Raw genomic sequence first — 23844 nt, forward strand, 5'->3', positions numbered from 1 at the left:
AAGGGCGCGCCGCCGATGGCCGAAACGTTTCTCAGCATCCAGGGTGTCCGCAAGGCTTTTGGCGCGACCGTCGTGGTCAAGGACTTCAATCTCGACGTGGCGCCCGGCGAGTTCATCTCGTTTCTCGGGCCGAGCGGCTGCGGCAAGACGACGATGCTGCGCATCGTTGCGGGCTTCGAGGAGCCGAGCGCCGGCCGCATCCTGATCGGCGGCAAGGATGTCACCAATCTCAAGCCGAACCAGCGCAACATCGGCATGGTGTTTCAGGCCTATGCGCTGTTTCCCAATCTGACCGTGGCGCAGAACATCGCCTTCGGGCTGAAGGTTGCCGGCACGCCCAAGGCCGAAACCGATGCGCGGGTCGCCGAGATGCTCGGCATCATCAAGCTGCCGGAGTTCGCCGACCGCTATCCCTACCAGCTCTCGGGCGGCCAGCAGCAGCGCGTGGCGCTGGCCCGCGCGCTGGCGCCGAAGCCGCGGCTCTTGCTGCTCGACGAACCGTTGTCGGCACTGGACGCCAAGGTCCGCCTGTCGCTGCGCGACGAAATCCGCCAAATCCAGAAAAAGCTCGGCATCACCACCATCTTCGTGACTCACGATCAGGAAGAGGCGCTGTCGATGTCCGACCGCATCATCGTCATGCATGACGGACATGCCGAGCAGGTCGGGACACCCTTCGAAATCTACAACCACCCGGCGACGCGTTTCGTGGCGAACTTCGTCGGCACGCTGAACGTGCTGGACGGGGCCGTTGCCGATGCGGCGGCCGGCAGGGTGCGTGTCGACGGCGGCGAGATCGTGCTTGCGCAGCCGCTCGACGGCGCGAAATCGGGCGATGCGATATCGCTGGCGCTGCGCCCGGAAGCGATCTCGCTCGGGCGCGCCAATGACGGCGACACCAGCCTGTCGGGGCAGATACTGGACGTTCATTTCCTGGGCTCGGTCATCCGCGTGCGGGTCGGCGTCGGCCGCAGCGTGGTGTCGCTCGACACGTTCAACAATTCGAGCGCGCCGCCGCCTGCCGTCGGCGAAAGAACCGACATCAGCTTCGCGGCGCGGGACCTGCTGATTCTGAAGTGAAAATGTAGGCTTTTTTTGCCAGTGATTGCGGTATTTCCCTGCATTGCTGTGACCCAAATACAATAGTCAGAGAGTTATTTGCCTGTAGGATGATGACAAGGGTGGATGCTGGGTCTCGGGGGTTTTGAACTCAGGAGGGTAATGTGCATCTAAGGACATTCTTCACAGCGTCGGCGATCGCACTTCTTGCGGCCAGCGGCGCGATGGCGGCAGACGTCGTGGTCGAAGAACCACCGGCACCGATCGCCGAAGTACCGCTGTTTACTTGGACTGGCGGTTATCTCGGCCTACAGGGCGGATATGCCTGGTCTGACGGCGAACTCAGTGACGGCACTGATATCCTTTCGGATAACTTCGACGGCGGCCTGCTTGGTGGCTACGCGGGCTACAACTGGCAGAGCGGTGCGTTCGTGTTCGGTGCGGAAGCGGACATCAATGCGGTGTGGAACGAAGAAACCTTCGCGTTCCCGGGGTTCGACGTTGAGGTTGGCACCGATTATCTGGCGTCGTTGCGTGGTCGCGTAGGTTACGCCTGGGACCGCACGCTCTTCTTCGCCACTGCCGGTGTTGCCTTCAGCGAAGTCTCCGCCGAAACCACGATTGGGGGGGTCACCCTGGACGAAAGTGAAAGTTTCACGGGTTGGACCATCGGTGCCGGTGCCGAGTATGCTTTCACCAACAACTGGATCGGCCGGGCTGAATACCGGTTCTACGATTTCGGCAGTGAAACCATTGGCGGAATCGACGATGTGGAGATCCAGAATCATACGGTGTCGGTCGGTCTGGCGTATAAGTTCTAACTCGACGCCGCACGGTATGACCTAGACATCAAGCCCGTCGCCTCGCGAGGCGACGGGCTGTTGCTTTAACGCAATTTATCACCAAGTCTGGCGACCGTACCAATCGTCGATGTCTCGTTGGGCCTGATCTTTCGCAAGGCCATAGCGCTCCTGAATCTTGCCCTCGAGCTGATCGCGACGGCCGGCGATCTCATCAAGATCGTCATCGGTCAGCTTTCCCCACTGCTCCTTCACCTTGCCCTTGATCTGCTTCCAGTTGCCTTCCACGCGGTCCCAGTCCATCGTTTTCTCCTTGTTCAGCGATCATTCGCATAAGGATTAAACGATAGCCGGGCGGTTTGGTTCACCGTTCAGGTCAAGGCAAATCGTTGACGCCGATGGCGGCATAGTTCGGCGTCACCCTGTCGCCAGGGTCACGACCGCGTTCAAATCTCTGTGCGGCTGAGGAAGAGATAGCGGCTAAGTTATTGAAAGGATGGTGGGCGTGACAAGGATTGAACTTGTGACCCCTGCAATGTCAATGCAGTGCTCTCCCGCTGAGCTACACGCCCATCCGATGCAGGCGCATACACCACATTATGCCTGCGCGCGTCAATAGGTGGAAAGCGGAAAGACGCTCCTTTGATGGAGCGCTTGCCGAATGGCTTAAGCCGCTGGTTCAGGCGGCCTGGAGCATCTTCTCGACCTCATTGACGAGGTCACGCAAATGGAAGGGCTTCGACAGCACCTTGGCGTCGCGCGGCGCCTTCGAATCCGGGTTGAGAGCCACGGCGGCAAAGCCGGTGATGAACATCACCTTGAGATCGGGATCGATTTCGGTGGCGCGGCGAGCGAGCTCTATGCCGTCCATTTCGGGCATGACGATGTCGGTCAGCAACAGCGAGAACGGCTCCTCGCGCAGCCGCTCGTAGGCGCTTGCGCCATTGTCGAAATCACTCACGTCATAGCCGGCGCGTTCCAGCGCCTTCACCAGAAACCGGCGCATGTCATCGTCGTCTTCCGCCAGAAGGATGCGTGCCATCATGTCCTGTCCGATTCACCTTGCAAAACCGCCTGGCGCGGTTTCGTTAACCATCCTGTATATGAATCCTGGACGGTAAACATCAAGTGAATGTGGCAGCATCGCGCCGCGTGCTCGCCATTGATGAGGGCCGCGCGACTGGACACGGCCTATGGCAGATGGCAGTTTCAAGCGCATGGCCAAGCGAGTTTCACAGGTTAGAAGATGATTTCGGCGCTCGATGATTTTGCGGCCGTCGCGCCGTTCGAGGTGCGGTCGGGCGCAACCCAGAGCGCGCCGTTCGTCTTCAATTCTCCGCACAGCGGCCGCTACTATCCGCAGCGCTTCCTATCGATGGTGCGACTCGACGCCAACGCCATCCGCCGTTCCGAGGATTCATTCGTGGATGAGTTGTTCGCAGGTGCGACCATGCTCGGCGCGCCGCTTCTGGCCGCGAATTTTCCGCGCTCCTATCTGGACGTGAACCGCGAGCCCTGGGAACTCGACCCGCGCATGTTCATCGAGCCCTTGCCGTCTTTCGCCAACATCCGTTCGGCGCGCGTTGCCGGCGGGCTCGGCACGGTGCCGAAGCTGGTCGGCGAGGGTCTCGATATCTATCCTTCGCGCCTGCCGCTCGCCGAGGCGGTGGAGCGCATCGAAGGCATCTACAAGCCTTATCACACCACGCTCAAGCGATTGCTGGTCGAGACGCAGATGCGTTTCGGCACGGTCGTGCTGATCGATTGCCACTCAATGCCGGCCAGTATCCGCATCGGTGAAACCGGTATGCGACCAGATTTCATCGTCGGCGACCGTTTCGGCGTTTCGGCATCGCGCGCCCTGACCGAAAACGCCATCGGACTGCTCCTGTCGATGGGCTATAGGGTTGCTCACAACAAGCCCTATGCCGGCGGCTTCATCACCGAACACTATGGACGCCCGGCGCGAAATCGCCATGCGTTGCAGATCGAGGTCAACCGCGGCCTCTACATGAACGAGCGCACATTTCAGAAGTCGGACGGCTTCGACGCGCTGGCCGACGATCTGACACGCTTCTGCTCCGATCTGATGGAGCTTCAGCACCAGGATACTGGCGAGACGCCGCTGGCCGCCGAATAGCGCATCGCGGCTGGCAAACGCGTTCAGGTGGGATCGTCGAACACGGCGGATTTGCGCGGAGCGTGTTTGTGCGTCCATTCGGACGCGCGGGCAGGGGGAACTTTGCTCGAACAAGAAAGATGTGGCAATGCATGCGTCTGCGGGCGATAGTCGCGCTCATTTCAAGGAGAGGCAATTGCCGGTCACGGTTCAGTTCATGCGGCGCATCGCCGAGGCAGCCGCCGCCCAGACGCTGCCGCGTTTTCGCCAGCAGGGCGAGGTGTCCAACAAGCTTGCGGGCGGGTTCGATCCGGTCACCGAGGCCGATCGCGGGGCAGAGCGGGTCATCCGCGCGCTGATCAACGACGAATTCCCCGACCATGGCATACTTGGTGAGGAATATGGCGCCGAAAACGCCACCAACAGCCACGTATGGGTGATCGATCCGATCGACGGCACGCGCGCCTATATCTCCGGCCTGCCGGTCTGGGGCACGCTGGTGGGTTTGACTGTCGATGGGGACGCGGTGGCCGGCATGATGTCGCAGCCCTTCACCGGCGAACTGTATTATGCGGACGGCTCGGCTTCCCACTACGAAGGCCCAGGCGGCAACCGGCCGCTTTCGACCCGCAAGACCACCATGCTTGGCGATGCGACCCTGTTCACCACGACTCCGGCACTTTACGAAGGTGAAAAGCGTGTGCGCTTCGACCGGCTCGAACGGCAGGTCCGGCTCTCGCGCTACGGCACCGACTGCTATGCCTTCGCCATGCTCGCTTCCGGCAATATCGACCTCGTAGCCGAAAGCGGCCTTCAGCCCTACGACATCGTTGCGTTGATCCCGATCATCGAACAGGCAGGCGGCGTCATCACCACATTTGCCGGCGGTCCGGCGGAGAAGGGCGGCGACATACTGGCGGCGGCGACGCCGGAACTTCATGAGGCGGCAATGAGGGTGCTTTATGGCGCCGGTTAGGGCGCTGTTGAGTCCGAGCCCGGAATGAAGGCGTCGAAAGCGGCGAAGAACTGCTCGCGAAAGAAATCGGCCTCCTGCAGGATTTCATGACGCGCGCCGTCGATCGTCAGCAGCGAGCCGAGCCGCAGCCGTCGGGCGAAATGCTCGATCCCCTCGTTCGACACCACTTCGTCGGCGCCGGCGGCGATGATCAATGATGGAATCCGGATCTTCGCGATGAAGTCCGGGTCCTGAATGGTGGCCGACGCTTCGCAGGCCGCCTTGATCCAGGCGACCGTCGGACCGCCCAGGGCTAAATTCGGGTGGTTCTCATAGAGCAGGGCGTTGCGCCGGTAGCGAACCGGATCAGTGGTAAGCTTGTTGGCGGCGAACGGCACTATTTCACGCGGGCGCTTGCGCTCAGCTACATAGAGCCGGCTGAACCCGGTATAGTAGAGGGCGGTGGCAAGCCGGCCTATCGTATGCATGGTCAGCGGCGATTTGCAGAGCGCCAGAAAGGGCGCAATCAGCACCATGCGCTGCACCTGGTTCACCAGCGATTGCGCGCCGAGCAGGGCCACCGTGGCGCCGGTCGAGTGGGCAAGCAGATAATAGGGGCCGTGACAATCCGGCAGGACGATCTCGGCGAAGAAGCTTTCGAGATCCAGGACATAATCGAAGAAGCTGCGGACGTAGCCGCGCGCCGGATCGCCGATGAGACGGTCGGAGCCGCCTTGGCCGCGCCAGTCGAAGGTAGCCGTAGTGAACCCGCGCGCCGCCAGCTCGCGCACGGTTTCAAAATATTTCTCGATGCACTCATTTCGTCCAGGCAGGAGGACAATCGTGCCCTTCGCCGGCTGAACCGTCGCCGGAAAGACCCCGTAGCGAAGCCGCTTGCCGTCGCGCGAGGCAAAGTGCCCGGAAAGCCCATGCTCCGGTACGGGGTTTTCGGGGATGTGGTAGAAATAGTCCGCCATTTTCATGCTTACAGCCGTTCCAAGGCAGCCTGCCAGTGTTGCGCAAGCATAGGCCCGAAAAGCGAACAAAAATCCAGAAGGCGGTTTCGAAGAAAATGACCGGAAGCAGCGCAGGCTGGCTTCCGGTCTGTCGATCCGGGAGGAAGGGACGTTACACCCGGCTCGGCCTCGTTGCGGGGAGCGTTTGCAACCCGCTTGTTCAACAAGTCGGAGCCAATCTAGCCAAGGCAGCATGAACGTCGCCCGAAGGGCCGGTTCATCTTCCATTCATCGTTTTTCAGGCACTGCAAAGCCTTGAAATGGCTTCCGACGCTCCCCAGATTCCTGATGCGGTCGCCACGAATGGGACCGCTGACCGCACCGGAACGCCATGATGGGTTTCGACGCAGGTCACACGCAAACCGTGTTGCTCAACAGGAGAACAGAACCATGCGTCACGTTGACTTTTCCCCGCTCTATCGCTCGACCGTCGGTTTCGACCGGCTGTTCACCATGCTTGACTCGCTTGCTCAGCCCGAAGGCGGCCAGACCTATCCGCCTTACAATATCGAGCGCACTGGCGAAGATGCCTACCGCATCAGCATGGCGGTCGCAGGTTTCTCCGAGAATGAAATCGCCATTGAAGCGCACCGCAACGTGCTCAGCATCAAAGGCGAGCGCAAGGATGAGACCGAGGGCGAAGGCTCCGAGGTGCTTTATCGCGGCATTGCCTCGCGCGCTTTCGAGCGCCGCTTCCAGCTTGCCGACCATGTCGATGTCACCGGGGCCAAGCTGAAGAATGGCCTTCTGCACATCGATCTGAAGCGCACCATTCCCGAGGAACTGAAGCCGCGCAAGATCGAGATTGCGGGCTCGGACAAGCCTGCGAAGCAGATCGAAGCCACGACCACCAAATAAATCGCTCCTCCCGAGCGAAAGCGGCGCCTCCGGGCGCCGCTTTTTTATCGGCTCAGGCAATCAGTTCCGCAAAGCGGTCGACCTCGGCCTCGGTTGTCGCGAAACTGGTGACCAGTCGGCACATGGTCTCGTCCTCGCCGATCGGATCGGCAAAACCCCGCGGTGCGTTCCATGGATAGAACATGGCGCCTGCCTTGGTGAGACTTTCCACCGTTTCTCTCTTGATGATCGGAAAGACCTCGTTGGCCTGCGGCTGCCAGCCGAGGCGCGCCTTGCCGGATGCATTGATCGCGCGCGCCAGGCGCGCCGTCATGGCGTTGGAATGGCGGGCGGTTTCCAGCCAGTGCCCGCTGTCCAGATAGGCGTCGAACTGCGCGGCGATGAAGCGCGACTTGGAAAAGAGTTGCGCGGCGCGCTTGCGCAGGAAACCGAATTCACGGGCCTTGGACGTGTCGAAAAGAATGACGGCCTCGGCGCACCAGCAGCCGTTTTTCGTGCCGCCGAAGGAGACGATGTCGACGCCGCGTTTCCAGGTCATTTCGGCGGGCGTCGTGTCCAGTGCCACCAGCGCATTGGCGAAGCGGGCGCCATCCATGTGCAGGGGCAGGCGACGCCGCTTGGCGATTGTCGAGATCGCGTCGATTTCCTCAAGGCTATAGACGGTGCCGACTTCGGTGGCCTGGGTGATCGACACGGCCGTCGGCCGTCCGGCATGAACGAATTCCGGCTCGTAGCGGGAGATGGCCGCCTCGAGACTTTCCGGCGTCATTTTCCCGAGCGGCCCATCGACGGGAAAGAGGCGCGCGCCGCCCGTGAAATATTCGGGCGCGCCGCATTCGTCCTCGATCATATGGGCTTCGCGGTGGCAGAACGAAATTCCGCCCGGTTGGCTGACCAAGGTAAGCGACAGCGAATTGGCGGCGGTGCCGGTGGCGACGAAGAAGACGGCGACCTCGCGCTCGAACAGGGCACTGAAACGATCGGCGACCGCGCGGTCGAGCTCACCGTTCCCATAGGCCGCGTCGAAGCCCGACGCGTTCGCGCCGAGTGCCGCGGCGATTTTCGGATGCGCGCCTGCCCAATTGTCCGAAGCAAAAAACATGTGACCATCCCATTCGATGCGGTTGAGCGTGCCTGACCTAGATCGGCTTTGGCCGGCGGCATCAAGGCCCAGGGCATGGCATTCCGCAATGGCAGGCGAATTGAACCGAAAAATCAAGACGATGGAAAGTTGTCCAGGTAACTCAGTTGACGAAAGTTTATTGCGCGTTTGCCGCCGTTTTTTTGTGAAACCGTCTTGTGCGGGCCAAAAAATTCTGTAATAAGCAAATTAGGACAGCAGTGCTGTCTTATTTATCTGCGCAAAGCGTGGCGGATTCGGCGTATCATCGACGTCTCCGGCCGTAGCCGTGGTCAGCGCTGGCTTCCGCCCGTGGGCGGCTAAAAGGCGTCGCCGTCGGAATACGGCATGCGAGCCCGAGCGGCATGTCTTGCGCGGACATTCGAAATAGACGTGCCGACGACTGGACGGGTCTGCCGCAAGGCTGCCAACGAGCGATCACCCGCCTGAACCGGTTGAAGACGGAAGGAAGGGATTATGACGGACATGACGCCCTCTGTGACGATGCAGCCTTCTGCGCTTGCGCAGCCGAAAACCGAGACCGTCAAATCCGCTCGCCGCGCCTCGGCTGGCCCGGTACCGCAAGGGCTTTACGATCCGCGCAACGAGCATGACGCCTGCGGCGTCGGTTTCATTGCGCACATGAAGGGCGAGAAGTCGCATCAGATCGTCAAGGACGGCCTGTTCATGCTGAACAATCTCACCCATCGCGGCGCCGTGGGCGCTGATCCGCTGATGGGCGACGGCGCCGGCTTGCTAGTCCAGATTCCCGACCGTTTTTTCCGCGAGGAGATGGCCAAGCAGGGCATCGACCTGCCGCCGGCGGGTCACTATGGCGTCGGCCAGCTCTTCCTGCCGAGCGATCCCGAGCAGAGGGCCCATATCGAAGGCATCATCGCCGAAGTGGCCGAACTCGAAGGCCAGAAGCTGATCGGCTTTCGCGATGTCCCGGTCGACAATTCCTCTCTCTCCAAGGCTCCGGATATCGCCGCCTCCGAGCCGGTTCATCGCCAGGCCTTCTTCAGCCGCAACCCGGCGATCGAAAACGACGACGACTACGAGCGGCGGCTCTACATATTGCGCAAGGTCGTTTCAGGTCGGCTCTACGAGGAGGCCGGCGGGCGCGACAACGATTTCTACATCGTCTCCCTTTCCTCCCGCACCATCGTCTACAAGGGCATGTTCCTGGCCTATCAGGTCGGCGAATATTACAAGGACCTTGCCGACGCGCGCTTCGAATCGGCGCTGATCCTCGTCCACCAGCGTTTCTCCACCAACACCTTCCCGTCCTGGCGGCTTGCGCATCCCTATCGCATGGTCGCCCACAATGGCGAGATCAACACCCTGCGCGGCAACGTCAACTGGATGGCCGCGCGCCAGGCCTCGGTCGATTCGGAAGTGTTCGGTAACGACATTTCGAAGCTGTGGCCGATCTCCTATGAGGGCCAGTCCGATACGGCCTGCTTCGACAATGCGCTCGAATTCCTGTGGCAGGGCGGCTATTCGCTGCCGCATGCCATGATGATGCTGATCCCGGAAGCCTGGGCCGGCAACAAGCTGATGGATGACGACCGCAAGGCGTTCTACGAATATCACGCGGCCCTCATGGAGCCGTGGGATGGGCCGGCGGCGGTCGTCTTCACCGACGGGCGCCAGATCGGCGCCACGCTCGACCGCAACGGGCTTCGTCCGGCGCGCTATGTGGTGACCGACGACGATCGCGTCATCATGGCCTCGGAAGCCGGCGTGCTGCCCGTATCGGAAGAAAGCATCGTCACCAAATGGCGGCTCCAGCCGGGCCGCATGCTGCTGATCGATCTGGAGAGGGGTCGCATCATCTCCGACGAGGAGATCAAGTCGGAGATTGCGGCCAAGCATCCCTACAAGTCGTGGCTCGCCAACACCCAGCTCATCCTTGAGGACCTCAATCCGGTCGAGCCGCGGGCCCTGCGCAAGGACGTTTCGCTGCTCGATCGCCAGCAGGCCTTCGGTTACACGCAGGAAGACCTGAAGCTGTTGATGGCGCCGATGGCGACCACGGGGCAGGAAGCCGTCGGCTCGATGGGCACCGATACGCCGATCTCGGCCATCTCCGACAAGGCCAAGCTGCTCTACACCTATTTCAAGCAGAATTTCGCCCAGGTCACCAATCCGCCGATCGATCCGATCCGCGAGGAGCTGGTGATGAGCCTGGTGTCGTTCATCGGACCGCGACCGAACATCTTCGACCTTGTGGGCTCGTCGCGCCGCAAGCGGCTCGAGGTGCGCCAGCCGATCCTGACCAATGCCGACCTGGAGAAGATAAGGTCGATCGGCCACACCGAGGACCGCTTCGACACCAAGACCATCGACATCACCTATTCGGTCAACGAGGGTGCCGCCGGCATGCCGGCTGCCATCGAGCGGCTGTGCGAGCGGGCGGAAGCGGCCGTCGCCGGCGGCTACAACATCATCATCCTCTCCGACCGGCAGATCGGCCCGGACCGCATCGACATCCCGACGCTTCTGGCCACCGCCGCCGTGCACCACCACCTGATCCGCAAGGGTTTGCGGACCTCGGTGGGCCTGGTTGTCGAATCCGGCGAACCGCGCGAGATACATCATTTCTGTTGTCTTGCCGGCTATGGCGCGGAGGCGATCAACCCCTATCTCGCCTTCGACACCCTGACCGACATGCACAGGCGCGGCGAGTTTCCACCGGAAGTCGATGTCCATGAAATCGTCTCGCGCTACATCAAGTCGATCGGCAAGGGCATTTTGAAGGTCATGTCCAAGATGGGCATTTCGACCTATCAATCCTATTGCGGCGCGCAGATTTTCGACGCCATCGGGCTGAAGTCCGACTTTGTCGCCAAGTATTTCACCGGCACGGCGAGCCTCATCGAGGGCGTCGGGCTGGAGGAGATTTCGGCCGAGACGGTGCGGCGCCACAACGATGCCTTCGGCAACGATCCGGTGCTTCGCAATGCGCTGGAGGTCGGCGGCGAATATATGTTCCGCATGCGCGGCGAGGCGCACATGTGGTCGCCGGACGCGGTCGCGACCTTGCAGCATGCGGTGCGCAAGGGCTCGCCTGAAACCTTCAAGGAGTTCTCGCAGCAGGTCGACGACGAGTCGGCGCGGGCTCAGACCGTTCGCGGCCTGTTCAAGATCAGGATGGCCGCCGAGACGGGACGCAAGCCCGTGCCGCTCGACGAGGTGATGCCGGCGGCCGAGATCGTCAAGCGGTTCTCGACCGGCGCCATGTCGTTCGGGTCGATTTCGCGTGAGGCGCATACCACGCTGGCGCGGGCGATGAACGCGATCGGCGGCAAGTCGAACACCGGCGAGGGCGGCGAGGAGCCGGATCGCTACCTGCCGCTGCCGGACGGCAAGAAGAATCCTGAGCGTTCGGCGATCAAGCAGGTCGCGTCGGGCCGCTTCGGCGTGACCGCCGAATATCTGGTCAATTCCGACGTCATGCAGATCAAGATCGCGCAAGGCGCAAAGCCCGGCGAGGGCGGTCAATTGCCCGGCCACAAGGTCGATGCGACGATCGCCAAAACCCGCCATTCGACGCCTGGCGTCGGCTTGATTTCGCCGCCGCCGCACCATGACATCTATTCGATCGAGGATCTGGCGCAGCTGATCTACGATCTGAAGAACGTCAATCCGTCGGCGGACGTTTCGGTCAAGCTCGTCTCTGAAGTCGGCGTCGGCACGGTCGCCGCGGGCGTGGCCAAGGCGCGCGCCGACCACATCACCATCTCCGGTTATGACGGCGGCACCGGCGCTTCGCCGTTGACCTCGCTCAAGCATGCCGGCAGCCCCTGGGAAATGGGCCTTGCCGAGACGCACCAGACGCTGGTGCTGAACGGGCTTCGCTCACGCGTGGCGCTGCAGGTCGATGGTGGTCTGCGTACCGGCCGCGATGTCATCATCGGCGCGCTGCTTGGAGCCGACGAGTTCGGCTTCTCGACGGCGCCGCTGATCGCGGCCGGCTGCATCATGATGCGCAAGTGCCACCTCAACACCTGCCCTGTTGGCGTCGCCACGCAGGACCCGGTCCTGCGCAAGCGCTTCAAGGGCACGCCCGAGCACGTCATCAACTACTTCTTCTATGTTGCCGAGGAAGTCAGGGTGTTGCTTGCCGGGATGGGCTTTTCGCATCTCGACCAGATCATCGGCGATGCCGATCTTCTGGAAAAGCGCGAGCTCATCGACCATTGGAAGGCGCGCGGCCTTGATTTCAGCCGCATGTTCCACAAGCCCGAAGCTCCACGCGAAGCGATGCATTGGACGGAACGCCAGAAGCACCCGATCGACGACATTCTCGACCGCAAACTGATCGAGGCCGCCAAGCCGGCGCTGGAGTCCCGGCAGCCGGTTGTCATCGAGGCCGAAATCCGCAATGTCGATCGCTCGGCCGGCGCCATGCTCTCCGGTGAAGTCGCCAAGCGTTACAAGCACAAGGGGCTGCGCGAGGACACGATCTCGGTGAAGCTCACCGGAACCGCCGGCCAGTCCTTCGGTGCGTTCCTGGCGCGCGGCGTGTCGTTCGAACTGATCGGCGACGGCAACGACTATGTCGGCAAGGGTCTTTCAGGCGGCCGCATCGTCATCCGCCCGCCGGAAAGCTCGAAGCTCGTTGCCGAGGAGTCGATCATCGTCGGCAACACGGTGCTCTACGGCGCAATCGAAGGCGAGTGCTATTTCCGCGGCGTTGCCGGCGAACGTTTCGCCGTCAGGAACTCCGGCGCGGTGGCGGTCGTCGAGGGCGTCGGCGATCATGGTTGCGAATACATGACCGGCGGTGTCGTCGTGGTCATCGGCCAGACCGGGCGCAATTTCGCGGCCGGCATGTCGGGCGGTGTCGCCTATGTGCTCGACGAGGCCGGCGATTTCGCCGAGCGCTGCAACATGGCGATGGTCGAGCTCGAGCCTGTGCCCGAAGAGGACGACATGCTGGAGCGGCTGCACCATCATGGCGGCGACCTCGACCACAAGGGTCGCGTCGATGTCTCCGGCGATATGACCAGCCATGACGAGGAGCGGCTCTATCAGCTCATCTCCAACCATCTGCATTATACCGGCTCGACGCGCGCCAGGCAGATCCTTGACGATTGGGCGAACTATCGCCCGAAATTCCGCAAGGTCATGCCGGTCGAATATCGCCGTGCGCTGATCGAGATGGAAAACATGCGGATGGGCGTGGCGGCGGAATAGCGGGCGCGCGATGTCCGCGCCGGCTTCCGCAGGCGTAAGCAAAAGGCCGCCGCAGGCGCGGGGCCTCACCAATGAAAGCGTTGAAATGGGCAAGGTAACAGGCTTCCTTGAGATCGACCGGCAGGTGCACAAGTATCAGCCGGCTGCCGACCGCATCCGGCATTTCCACGAGTTCACCTTGCCGATGTCGGACAAGGAAGTGGAAAAACAGGCGGCGCGCTGCATGGATTGCGGTGTGCCCTACTGCCATGGCCCGACAGGCTGTCCGGTCCACAACCAGATTCCGGACTGGAACGACCTCGTCTACAATGGCGACTGGGACACGGCGATCCGCAATCTCCACTCGACCAACAATTTCCCGGAGTTCACCGGACGGGTGTGTCCCGCCCCTTGCGAGGAGGCCTGCACGCTCAACCTCGAGGACATTCCGGTCGCCATCAAGACCATCGAGCAGGCGCTGGCCGACAAGGCCTATGAGCTTGGCCACATCCGGCCATATCCGGCGGAAAAGAAGACGGGAAAGCGCGTGGCCATCATCGGTTCCGGCCCGGCCGGCATGGCGGCGGCCCAGCAGCTCGGCCGTGTCGGCCATGAGGTCCACGTTTACGAGCGCGAGAGCCGCCCCGGCGGGCTGATGCGCTTCGGCATCCCCGACTTCAAAATGGAGAAGCACTATATCGACCGGCGCGTCGAACAGATGCAGGGCGAGGGCGTGATCTTCCACTGTGGCGTCAATGTCGGCGTCGACGTGACGGTTGCCGATCTTCTGGCGCAGCACGATGCGGTTCTTTACTGCGGCGGCTCGGAGACGCCGCGTCCGGCCAATATCCCGGGCGACGATCTCGACGGCGTGCATGATGCGATGCCCTATCTCGTCCAGCAGAACAAGCGAGTTGGCGGCGAGGATATCCGGTCCGTGGCCTGGCCAGCCGAGCCCATCCTGGCCGGCGGCAAGCACGTCGTGGTGGTCGGCGGCGGCGACACGGCGTCGGACTGCGTCGGCACCGCGTTTCGCCAGGGCGCGGTGCGCGTCACCCAACTCGACATCCGTGCACAGCCGCCGGAAAAGGAAGACAAGCTGGTGGTCTGGCCTTATTGGGCGACCAAGATGCGCACCTCTTCCTCCCAAGCCGAGGGTGCGGAACGAGAATTCCAGGTGGCGACGCTTGAGTTCATCGGCGAAGATGGCCAGCTTACCGGCGTGCGCTGTTGCGAAGTGGATGAGCTGCGCAAGCCCATTGCCGGAACCGAATTCGTCATCCGCGCCGATCTCGCCTTCATCGCCATAGGCTTTGCCGGCCCCTTCCAGAACAGCGTGCTCAAGGAACTTGACGGAGTGCTTAAGACCGTCACCGACAGCCGGCGCTCGGCCAATGTGGCGGCAAACGATCGCGACTACAGGACCAGCATCGACCGGCTCTATGCGGCAGGCGATGTCCGGCGCGGCCAGTCGCTGGTGGTGTGGGCGATCCGCGAGGGAAGGCAGGCCGCGCGCTCCGTCGACGAGGCGTTGATGGGCTCAAGCGTGTTGCCGCGGTAGTTTGCTACCCGGAGCAGGCAATCATCAGCGATTGATTGTGGCGGTGGTTTCCGGCGTAGTTGGAGCTGCCGTCGTTGCCGGCGATGCGGTCCGGCGTGGCCATGAGAAATCGTCCGCCCGTCCGGGCGCCGCCTCGGGGGCAAGTCCATCGATCGTCAGCCGGTCGGTCGGCGAGCGCGCCGCGATGTCGGCGCTTGGGCGGGCGCCGAGCAGTTCCGTGCCGCCATCGAGCTCGGGATCGTTGAGCGAGATCGGCACGGTGCGATCAATCGGAGCCGGAACGCCTCCTCCGTCGGGTGCCAGTGCGGGCAGGGCGGCCGGCGCGGTTGCCGCAGCATTGGGAGAGGTCGTTTCGCCGAGCATCTTGTTCAGCGGCTTTTCGGCGTAGAAGGCGAGCTTGCGCTTGCCGGCGCGCGTGAGATTGATGCCGTCATCGGAACGCAGCCGCACCGGCTGACCGTTGATGTCGGGCCCGACGGTCACGAACGAGCCATTCTCGTCGACGAAACCATCCCACACATCGACGAACTCGCCCTGCACACTCTCGGCGGAGGTGCGGTAAACTTCGTTGAAGGCGAGCATGTCCGATGTCATCTTCGAGGACTTGAATGCCGGGATGCCGACCCAGAGGAGAGGCACCTTGTGCTGCCTGATCGCAGTGGCGAAGGCCTTGGTGCGCCGGTCGTATTCCTTGGTCCATTTGTCGGTTCTCGGAGCCTCGCTAGCGCCATCGACGCGCAACTGCTGGCGGTCGTTGGAGCCGAGCATGACCACTATCGCCGCCGGCTTTTCGGCTTCGATCAGCGGGCCGATTTCCTGCGGCCAGTTGTAGAAGTCCTCGCGCACCAGGCCCGAGGAACCATTTGACTTGTCGACAATGCGTATGCGCGGATTTTCGGCGTAGACGGCCGTCAGACCCTCCGCCAGCCCGCCGCCAAGAAAGTCGCCGACGACGAGAACGACCTTGGCGTCCGGCTGCTTTTCGACAACCGGGGCCTCGGGCTCGGCGCGCTGACGAGCGATAGCGGAGCCGCGCGATTTCACCGACTTCTTCGTCCGCGCCTTGGGACGGGCGGACCGTTGAACATCGGCCCGCGGTTCCAGGCGCTCCTGCTTGCGCGGCGCAAACAGCTTGCGCAGCGACCATGTGCGGATGCTGGATTCCTGCGCATAAGCGAGCGTCGGTGCGGCGATGGAAAAGCCGGACATGAGAACGGCCAGGCCGATGAGGAGCGCCGAAATCCAGCCCCGGAATGTCAGGCGCTTGACTGCCGGCAATTGACGCTCCGTTCCCAAGTGGTCCGATTGCGATGGCATCGCTCAACCGCTCAATTCGCTGGTCTCATGCAACCCCGACCGAAACCGGTTCCCACTTAGCCGGAATTGCTATCTTTTCCTGAGTGTGGACAGTACTTCCATGCTCGGATGTCCGTCCGGCGTCAAGCCGGCCTTGGCCTGGAAAGCCTTGATCGCAGCGCGTGAACCTTCGCCAATCTTGCCGTCGAGCTTGCCGTCATAATAACCATAGACCGAAAGCCGTTTCTGAAGCTCCTGCTTCTCCTCGAAGCTGAGCTTGGTGAACGGCCGGTTCCAGTCCTGCACAAGACCGCCATAGCCGGCGATCTCGTCTGCCAGCAGGCCGACGGCCAGCGCATATTTGTCGGCATTGTTGTAGCGCTTGAGGACGAAGAAGTTCCTGGTCATCAGGAAAGCGGGTCCGTTGCGGCCTTCCAGGGCTTTGAGTTCGGCCTTATCGGAGGGATGGCTGAACGGCTTGCCGCGCGCGCGGGTAACGCCCATCGCTTCCCACTTCGACAGCGCCATCGAGCCGCCCGGGAATTTTCGACCGGCCGGCAGCGTCACCTCATAGCCCCAGGTCTTGCCGGTCTGCCAACCATTCTTGCGCAGCAGATTGGCGGCGGTGGCGAGCGCATCGGGAACCGAGTTCCAGATATCACGCCGGCCGTTTCCGTCCATGTCGACCGCATAGGCCTGATAGCTGGTGGGAATGAACTGGGTGTGCCCCATTGCGCCGGCCCAGGAGCCGGTCAGATGGCTTTCATCGATGTCGCCGCGCTGCAGAATCTTCAGTGCCGCGATGAGCTGGGTGCGGGCGAATTTGGCGCGCCTCTTGTCGGCATAGGCAAGGGTCGCCAGCGAGCGCACGACGCTGCGCATCACCTTGTCTTTCTTGAGGATTTCGCCATAGTTGGATTCCATCGACCAGATAGCCAGCAGGATGTGGCGGTCGACGCCGAACCTGGCCTCGATGCGGTCGAGCCAAGGCTTCCACTGCCGCGCCATTGCGCGGCCTGTGGCTACCGACTGCTCATGTACGCGGTTGTCGAAATAATCCCATACGGGCGCGGTGAATTCGGGCTGGTAGCGCGCTTTCTCCAGAACCTCCGGATCGATCTCGCGCACGCCGCGAAAAGCACGGTCGAAGGTCGAGCGGGAAATGCCGCTCTGCGCCGCCGTTGCCCGGAACTGTCCCACCCAGTTCTGGAAGCCGGCATCGGCGAAAGCGGGAGCGGCCTGGAGGAAAACCGCCATCGACAGGCCAATGGCCGCGACGGCGCCTGCAAAACGTGTTGCGGACTTGCGAACGAGCATGCTTTCCTCCTTGTCCATCTGCGGAAGACTCATTCATCGCCGAACGCGGTTATCAATCAGTTTACCATAGACGGATCGCGGCCCAAAAATCGATGAAATTTGACAGAGCGGCGCTGCGGAGCGAATTCAACATTCTTCAATCTCGGCGTGAGAGTGTCGCGCCCGTCGTGGTCTCATGGGCATGTAGGTAGTCGTCAAATGAAAAAAGTGCGCAAGGCTGTCTTTCCCGTCGCGGGGCTCGGCACGCGGTTTCTCCCGGCAACCAAGTCGATCCCGAAGGAAATGCTGACGGTCGTCGACAGGCCCGTCATCCAATATGTCGTCGACGAAGCGCGCGAGGCGGGTATCGAGCACTTCATCTTCGTCACCGGCCGCAACAAGGCGGTCATCGAGGATCATTTCGATATCCAGTTCGAGCTCTACGATACGCTGGCGCAGCGCGGAAAGGACGATCAGCTTGCGCGATTGCAATGCCTGCAGCCGGCGCCCGGCCAAACCAGCTTCACCCGCCAGCAGGTGCCGCTCGGCCTCGGGCATGCGGTGTGGTGCGCGCGCGATCTGGTCGGCGACGAGCCGTTCGCGCTGCTTTTGCCAGACATGATCATGCAACTGGACAAAAGCTGCCTGAAAGGCATGGTCGAGCTTTACGGCGAGACCGGGAACAACATCGTCGCCGTCCAGGAATGCGATCCGGCCGAGACCCACAAATACGGCATTGTCGGGCGCGGCAGGGACGTCCATTGCGGCTTCGAGATCACCGGCATGGTCGAGAAGCCGAAGGCTGGCACCGCACCTTCCAATCTTTACCTCAACGGCCGCTACATATTGCAGCCTGAAATCTTCGGCATATTGGAAGGGCAGGAGCGCGGCGCAGGCAATGAGATCCAGCTCACCGACGCGATGCTGAAGCTCGGCAAGCAACAACCGTTCTACGGCTATCACTATACCGGCAGGACGTTCGACTGCGGCTCGCCGGAAGGTTTCATCGAGGCCAATGTGGCATTCTCGCTGTGGCGGCCGGACATGCACGCGCATATCGCCGCCATGCTGGAGAAGATGCTCGAGGATTTGAAGCCGATCGAGCGCCGCCAGGCGCCTCGCTGAGCTTCAGCGCTGTACCCTGAGACCGAGGAACGCACTGCTGGCGTCGTAGTCGCGGCCCGGCAGGTTGCTTCTTTGCTGTTCATGCCGCAGCCGACCGACCAGGCCGGCATAGCGGTTCAGCCACCAGGTCGCGCCGATTTCGGCGCTCAGCGTCAGGTCATGGCCGTTCGAGCTGGCATAGTCACGATATTGTGCGCCCAGCGCGGCGTTGCCGGTCAGATTGGCACGGATCAGACGTTCGACCGAAAGGCGGCCGGCATGCAGGATCGAGCCGCTTTCGCCTGGCGTGGTCGTGCCCTCGATGATGGTCGTGGCCGCCAGGTTGACGATGGTGCCGCGCTCCGGCGACCAGGAAAGATTCGCGCCGATGCTCGGGCCGTCGATCGGGTCGAGGCGATCGTCGTCGAAGCTCTCGCGAAGCCAGCCGGCAGAAAATTCGCCGGAGAATTTCTCGCCGAGGTCGAGTTCCACCCCGGCGCGGGCGCCAAGCCGATCGGACGAACGGGCAAAGCCGCTGCTGTCGATCTCCTGGTCGTAGAAACGGCGGCCGACCTCGAGCTCCACGAATGGGGCGAGTGCGGGCGAAATCTCGTATCCGCCGCGCAGCGCAAGCGTCGCCAAGGTCGAATCGCGCTCCTTCTGCGAAAGCACCCCGCCGGTGGAGAGTTCGGCATCGCCGAACATGTCATGCTCCACTCTGCCGGCAATGCCGAAGCGCGCCTTGCCGACATCCTTCTCCACGCCAAGGCTGCCGCCGAACGTCTGGCGGATCGGCTGCGACACTGTCCCGGCAATAAACACGGGCGAGGAGGCTGACTCCGGCCGCCGCAGATAGAAGAGCTCGCCGCGTGCCCGCAAATCGTCGCGGAGATCGAGATCAAGGCTGGCGTCGATGCCGGCTTCGGTTTCCTTGATTTCTTCGCCCGAGAGTGTTTTGCGGAAGGTTCCGTAGGCGTCGAGCGCCGCCGAATGCCGGCTCCAATCGGACACCGCGTTGAGACGCAATGTCGTTTCAGAAAGGATTGCATCCGATCCATCGGTGCTCGAACTGGCGTTGGTGGTGGCGGTGACGCCCTGTTCGAGCGAAGGACGCAGCACGAAGGTGCCGGCGCGGATCCCTACAGCCGAAAACGGATTTTCGTCGCGCGCTCGCTCAAGGTCCTCGATGCTTCGAACGCGGGCAGCACCCTCGTCGAGCGGAAAATCCTGCTGCGCATCGATCGTCTGCGCGCGAAGCGTGCCGGTCGCCACATCATCGAGCGGCTCGGCCGCGGTGTTGTCGATCGCCGTTTCTTCGTCGGGCTCGGGCTGCGTTCCGCCCGTCCGCGCCTCGCGGCGCTCCCGCGCAGTGGAAGGTGCCGCCGAGCTGCGCAGCGTTTCGCCGGCAAACGGGTCCGTTTGGGCGTCGGCAGCGGCCGTATCGGGAACGGCTCCGGGGCTCTGCGGACTGTATGGCACTGCCGTGCCTTGTGAGGGCGCTGCAGGCGTTAGCCTGTTTGCCAGCGTGTTGCCGCGCAGCGGTGCTTCCTCAACGGGTCCGCGCAGCGGGCCAAGGCTTTGTCCTTGAGCCGGGAGTGCCCACAGCAATGCGCTCGCTGCAACCGCCGACCAAATCGAGGTCCGCAGCGCATTCAGCGTCCAGCATCGCTTTTGGTCTGTTGGCCCCCGAGACATCGTCACCTGACTGCATTGAAGGCGCTCGGCGCCATGCTTACCGAACCGTAAATCGCGATGGTTAACGGAGGGTTGAAAACGCGCCTGCCAGCAATGAAGGCAGGGCGATAATATTGGACAGCCGCCCTGCAACGCGCTAATCGCATCGCCATGCATGTGCAAACATCAAGAAGCCGGACCGACAGCAAGGCAGCGATCGCCTCGGCGATGCGCACCGTAACGACCGAGCAGGCTGGCATTCAAGCACTGGCCGATGCACTCGAAAACGGGCTCTCGGAGCCGTTCGCGGAGGCAGTGGAACTGTTGGCCGGCATTGCCGGCCGCGTCATCGTCACCGGCGTCGGCAAAAGCGGCCATATCGGCTCGAAGATCGCCGCCACGCTTGCTTCCACCGGCACGCCGGCTTTTTTCGTCCACCCGTCCGAGGCCAATCACGGCGATCTCGGCATGATTGCGCGAGACGATGCGATCATCGCCCTGTCGTGGTCCGGTGAAACGGTGGAACTCAAGGGCATTGTCGCCTATGCGCGGCGCTTCGCCATCCCGCTGATCGCGCTGACTTCCGGTGAAAATTCCGCGCTTGCGCGCGAGGCCGATATAGTTCTGGTGCTGCCGCGTGTGTCGGAAGCCTGCCCGCATGGCCTGGCCCCCACCACCTCGACGCTGCTGCAGATGGTGATCGGGGATGCGCTGGCGGTCGCGCTGCTTGAAGCGCGAGGCTTCACCGCCGACCATTTCCGCACCTTCCATCCTGGCGGCAGGCTCGGGGCCAACCTCACCCGGCTTGCCGAGATCATGCATTCGGGCGAGGCGGTGCCGGTGGTGCCGCTCGGCACCAGCATGCCGCGCGCCGTTACCGTTCTATCGAAAAAGCGCTTCGGCTGCGTCTGCGTGGTCGATGCGGCAGGAAAGCTTGCCGGCATCGTCACCGATGGCGACCTTGCGCGCAATCTCGACCGCAATCTTGGCGAGCTGGCAGTGGAAGACGTGATGACGCGCTCGCCGAAGACGGTGAAGCCGCAGATGCTGGCCAGTGCTGCGATCGCCATATTGAACGAGCACAATATCAGCGCGCTGGTGGTCGTCGAGGACGAGCGCCCCGTCGGCGTGGTGCATTTCCACGATCTGCTGCGTATCGGGGTGGCGTAAACCTCTACTCCGCTTCAACGACGAGTTCGGAATTCTCGACCGATACGACCCGGACGCGGGTGCCGGTCGGCAGATCCGGTCCGGAGACGCGCCAAAGCGTGTCGCCTAGCCGGATGCGGCCGCGTCCCTCGCGGATCGGCTCGGTCAGCGTCGCGGTCCTGCCAATCAGTTGCTCGCTGCGGCGATTGAGCAGCGGCTGGTCGGTCTTGCCGTTTCGGCCGCCCATGACCCTGTTTCCGGCATAGGCTGAAATCAACGACAGAAGCAGGAAAACCAGGACCTGCGCCTGCCAGATCCATGCGCCGACGTCCCATATCAGCAGCGAAATCGCGCCGGTAACCAGTGCCGCGATGCCGATCCACAGCAGGAAAACGCCGGGAATAACGATCTCCAGCGCCAGAAGCACGAAGCCAAGGACCATCCAGTTCCACGGTCCGAGTTCGAAGAAAATGCGCTCCAGCATCCGGTTTGCGCCTCAGTTCTGGTCTGGCGTGCGCACGCTTGGCGGACGTGAGGACGGACGCCGCGCGCCGTTTGCGCCGTCGCCCTGAAAAACTTCCTGGGCAATCGCACCGATGCCGCCGAGCGAGCCGATCAGCGAAGATGCTTCCAGCGGCATCAGCACCACCTTGTTGTTGCTCGACGAGCCGATCTTGGCCAGCGCGTCGGTGTATTTCTGGGCCACGAAATAGTTGATCGCCTGCACGTCGCCCTTGGCGATGGCCTCGGAGACGACCTGGGTGGCGCGCGCCTCCGCCTCGGCTGCGCGCTCGCGCGCTTCGGCGTCGCGGAAGGCGGCTTCCCTGCGGCCTTCGGCTTCGAGCACCTGCGCCTGTTTGAGGCCTTCGGCCTCCAATATCTGCGCGCGCTTGTTGCGCTCGGCCATCATCTGACGAGCCATCGATTCGACCAGATTGGCCGGCGGGTTGATGTCCTTGATCTCGACGCGCGTCATCTTGATGCCCCAGGGCTGGGCGGCTTCGTCGACGATGCGCAGCAGCCGCTCATTGATCGTGTCGCGATTGGAGAGCAGTTCGTCGAGGTCCATCGATCCCATGACGGAGCGGATATTGGTCATCGTCAGGTTCAGAATAGCGTTCTGCAGGCCCGAGACCTGATAAGCGGCCTGCGGTGCGTTGAGCACCTGATAGAAGGCGACGCCGTCGACGGCGACGATGGCGTTGTCGCGGGTGATGACCTCCTGCGTCGGCACGTCGAGCACCTGCTCCATCATGTTCATCTTGGCGCCGACGCGGTCGATGAACGGAATGATCAGGTTCAGGCCGGGGCTCAGCGTCCTTGTGTAGCGGCCGAAGCGTTCGACGGTGTAATTGTAACCTTGGGGAACCGTCTTGATGCCGGTGACCAGCACCAGCAACACCAGAATGACGAGAACGGGGATGATGATGTCCAGACCGGTGAACGGCATTCAGGGCTCCCTCATTTGACCGCGCAAAGGCGCGCGGAGCGCCTCTTTGCGATGATCTCTTAGCGCATAACCCTGGACATCGGAATCGTTTTCGGACGGATTGGGCGTAGATTCAAGGTCTTACGCGGTTTCGGGAGACTGGACCCAGCCGGACAATTCGCGCCGGACCAGGTTTTCGATGACGGCCATGCCTTCGGCGCTGTCATTGAGGCACGGGATATGCGAAAAGTTTTTCCCGCCCGCATCGAGGAATATGCCCGCGACTTCCTGCGCGATTTCCTCCAGCGTCTCGATGCAGTCCGCGGCAAAACCCGGATTGACGATGGCGATCGATTTCACACCCTCATGGGCCAGCCGTTCCACTGTCTTGTCGGTGTAGGGCTTCACCCATTCCTCTCGACCGAACAGGGACTGGAATGAGGTGATCAGCTTTTTCTCGTCCCAGCCCAGCCGCTCGCGCAAGAGCCGCGTGGTCTCAAAACACTGCGAAGGATAGGGGTCGCCTTTCTCGGCATAGGACTTCGGGATGCCATGATAGGAGGCGATGACGACCTCCGGCTCGAAATCGAGCGTCGCCAGGTGATTTTCGATCGAGCGGGCGAGCGCCTCGATATAGACCGGCTCGTCGTAATAGGCAGGCGCGCTGCGCAAAGCCGGCATGAAGCGCATCTTCATCAGCGCTTCGAAAAGCTTGTCGTTGGCGGTCGCCGTCGTGGTCGCCGAATATTGCGGATAAAGCGGCAGCATCAGCAGTCGCGTGCAGCCCTGATCGACCAATCTGCGCGCCACGCTTTCGGTGGAAGGATTTCCGTAGCGCATCGCCCAGTCGACGACGACGTTCGGCAGGTCGGACAAAGCCTCGGCCAGCTTGTCGCCCTGAGAGCGCGTCAGCGTCAGGAGCGGCGATTCGTTGCGCTCCCGGTTCCAGATCTTCTCGTAGTTTGCGCCGGACTTCGACGGCCGTGTGTTGAGGATGATGCCATATAGAATCGGGTACCAGGTGATCCGCGACTTCTCGATAACGCGCCGGTCCGACAAGAATTCGCGCAGATAGCGCCACATCGGTGCAAAAGCGGTGCCGTCGGGCGTGCCGAGATTGACGAGCAGCACGCCGATTTTTTCCGGCTTGGTGACCGGGCTTGCAGTTTGGCGTTCGGATTTGGCTGGTTCGGTCGTCAGATTCATATAGGCGTTTCTCCCGCG

19 protein-coding genes and 1 tRNA gene are annotated in these 23844 nt (G+C 62.3%); 9 read left to right on the plus strand and 11 right to left on the minus strand.

The window, feature by feature from the left end; genetic code table 11:
• Positions 1–15 precede the first annotated feature (15 nt).
• Positions 16–1080 (plus strand): ABC transporter ATP-binding protein, encoded by a 1065-nt coding sequence (locus ACLKMW_RS12555; RefSeq protein ID WP_415724803.1) that lies wholly within the window; start codon positions 16–18, stop codon positions 1078–1080.
• Positions 1081–1223: 143 nt separating this feature from the next.
• The gene (locus tag ACLKMW_RS12560) at positions 1224–1880 is read left to right on the plus strand and encodes an outer membrane protein (protein ID WP_415724804.1); all 657 of its coding nucleotides are present in this window, start codon (positions 1224–1226) and stop codon (positions 1878–1880) included.
• Positions 1881–1958: 78 nt separating this feature from the next.
• Here the strand turns inward: ACLKMW_RS12560 and ACLKMW_RS12565 are convergent, their stop codons facing one another.
• From ACLKMW_RS12565 to cpdR, 3 genes are all read right to left on the minus strand, one after another.
• Positions 1959–2162, minus strand: coding sequence for a CsbD family protein (locus tag ACLKMW_RS12565; RefSeq protein WP_415724805.1), 204 nt, complete (start codon positions 2160–2162; stop codon positions 1959–1961).
• 194 nt (positions 2163–2356) lie between these two features.
• Positions 2357–2431 (minus strand) — tRNA-Val (locus tag ACLKMW_RS12570).
• A gap of 107 nt (positions 2432–2538) precedes the next feature.
• A complete protein-coding gene (gene cpdR, locus ACLKMW_RS12575; protein WP_085466356.1) occupies positions 2539–2901 on the minus strand; it encodes a cell cycle two-component system response regulator CpdR in 363 nt (120 codons plus the stop codon).
• Positions 2902–3105: 204 nt separating this feature from the next.
• Between cpdR and ACLKMW_RS12580 the strand changes: the two genes are divergently transcribed.
• Together ACLKMW_RS12580 and hisN are read left to right on the plus strand one after the other, a co-directional pair.
• Complete coding sequence (locus tag ACLKMW_RS12580) at positions 3106–3999, plus strand: N-formylglutamate amidohydrolase (RefSeq protein ID WP_415724806.1); 894 nt, start codon at positions 3106–3108, stop codon at positions 3997–3999.
• Positions 4000–4195: 196 nt separating this feature from the next.
• The gene (gene hisN, locus ACLKMW_RS12585; protein WP_415724929.1) at positions 4196–4954 is read left to right on the plus strand and encodes a histidinol-phosphatase; all 759 of its coding nucleotides are present in this window, start codon (positions 4196–4198) and stop codon (positions 4952–4954) included.
• Here hisN and ACLKMW_RS12590 read toward each other — a convergent pair.
• On the minus strand, positions 4951–5910 hold the full coding sequence (locus ACLKMW_RS12590; protein WP_415724930.1) for an alpha/beta fold hydrolase: 960 nt from the start codon (positions 5908–5910) through the stop codon (positions 4951–4953). The two genes, hisN and ACLKMW_RS12590, sit on opposite strands and share 4 nt — an antisense overlap.
• A 429-nt stretch (positions 5911–6339) precedes the next feature.
• Between ACLKMW_RS12590 and ACLKMW_RS12595 the strand changes: the two genes are divergently transcribed.
• Complete coding sequence (locus ACLKMW_RS12595; RefSeq protein WP_415724807.1) at positions 6340–6807, plus strand: Hsp20 family protein; 468 nt, start codon at positions 6340–6342, stop codon at positions 6805–6807.
• A gap of 52 nt (positions 6808–6859) precedes the next feature.
• Here ACLKMW_RS12595 and ACLKMW_RS12600 read toward each other — a convergent pair whose 3' ends face one another.
• Positions 6860–7909 carry a threonine aldolase family protein gene (locus ACLKMW_RS12600; protein WP_415724808.1) on the minus strand — a complete coding sequence of 350 codons (1050 nt, stop codon included), beginning with the start codon at positions 7907–7909 and terminating at the stop codon, positions 6860–6862.
• Between the two features lie 495 nt (positions 7910–8404).
• Between ACLKMW_RS12600 and gltB the strand changes: the two genes are divergently transcribed.
• The gene (gltB, locus tag ACLKMW_RS12605) at positions 8405–13132 is read left to right on the plus strand and encodes a glutamate synthase large subunit (RefSeq protein WP_415724809.1); all 4728 of its coding nucleotides are present in this window, start codon (positions 8405–8407) and stop codon (positions 13130–13132) included.
• 85 nt (positions 13133–13217) lie between these two features.
• Complete coding sequence (locus tag ACLKMW_RS12610) at positions 13218–14672, plus strand: glutamate synthase subunit beta (RefSeq protein ID WP_415724810.1); 1455 nt, start codon at positions 13218–13220, stop codon at positions 14670–14672.
• A 24-nt stretch (positions 14673–14696) separates the two neighbouring features.
• Here the strand turns inward: ACLKMW_RS12610 and ACLKMW_RS12615 are convergent, their stop codons facing one another.
• Together ACLKMW_RS12615 and ACLKMW_RS12620 are read right to left on the minus strand one after the other, a co-directional pair.
• On the minus strand, positions 14697–15950 hold the full coding sequence (locus ACLKMW_RS12615) for an SGNH/GDSL hydrolase family protein (RefSeq protein WP_415724811.1): 1254 nt from the start codon (positions 15948–15950) through the stop codon (positions 14697–14699).
• Positions 15951–16058: 108 nt separating this feature from the next.
• The gene (locus ACLKMW_RS12620; protein ID WP_415724812.1) at positions 16059–17285 is read right to left on the minus strand and encodes a lytic murein transglycosylase; all 1227 of its coding nucleotides are present in this window, start codon (positions 17283–17285) and stop codon (positions 16059–16061) included.
• A 198-nt stretch (positions 17286–17483) separates the two neighbouring features.
• Here ACLKMW_RS12620 and galU point away from each other — a divergent pair, with 198 nt between their 5' ends.
• Positions 17484–18389, plus strand: a complete 906-nt coding sequence (gene galU, locus ACLKMW_RS12625) for a UTP--glucose-1-phosphate uridylyltransferase GalU (RefSeq protein WP_415724813.1) — start codon at positions 17484–17486, stop codon at positions 18387–18389.
• Between the two features lie 3 nt (positions 18390–18392).
• Here the strand turns inward: galU and ACLKMW_RS12630 are convergent, their stop codons facing one another.
• Positions 18393–19976 carry an outer membrane beta-barrel protein gene (locus tag ACLKMW_RS12630; RefSeq protein WP_415724814.1) on the minus strand — a complete coding sequence of 528 codons (1584 nt, stop codon included), beginning with the start codon at positions 19974–19976 and terminating at the stop codon, positions 18393–18395.
• 237 nt (positions 19977–20213) lie between these two features.
• Here ACLKMW_RS12630 and ACLKMW_RS12635 point away from each other — a divergent pair, with 237 nt between their 5' ends.
• On the plus strand, positions 20214–21212 hold the full coding sequence (locus tag ACLKMW_RS12635) for a KpsF/GutQ family sugar-phosphate isomerase (protein ID WP_415724815.1): 999 nt from the start codon (positions 20214–20216) through the stop codon (positions 21210–21212).
• 4 nt (positions 21213–21216) lie between these two features.
• Here the strand turns inward: ACLKMW_RS12635 and ACLKMW_RS12640 are convergent, their stop codons facing one another.
• The 3 genes from ACLKMW_RS12640 to hemH form a co-directional block, all read right to left on the minus strand.
• Positions 21217–21675 (minus strand): NfeD family protein, encoded by a 459-nt coding sequence (locus tag ACLKMW_RS12640; RefSeq protein WP_415724816.1) that lies wholly within the window; start codon positions 21673–21675, stop codon positions 21217–21219.
• A gap of 12 nt (positions 21676–21687) precedes the next feature.
• On the minus strand, positions 21688–22641 hold the full coding sequence (locus ACLKMW_RS12645) for an SPFH domain-containing protein (protein ID WP_415724817.1): 954 nt from the start codon (positions 22639–22641) through the stop codon (positions 21688–21690).
• Between the two features lie 120 nt (positions 22642–22761).
• Entirely contained in the window at positions 22762–23826 is a 1065-nt protein-coding gene (gene hemH / locus ACLKMW_RS12650) for a ferrochelatase (protein ID WP_415724818.1), read from the minus strand.
• Positions 23827–23844 lie beyond the last annotated feature (18 nt).

This window comes from Borborobacter xinjiangensis, from assembly GCF_047739745.1.
Classification (GTDB): domain Bacteria; phylum Pseudomonadota; class Alphaproteobacteria; order Rhizobiales; family Rhizobiaceae; genus Pseudaminobacter.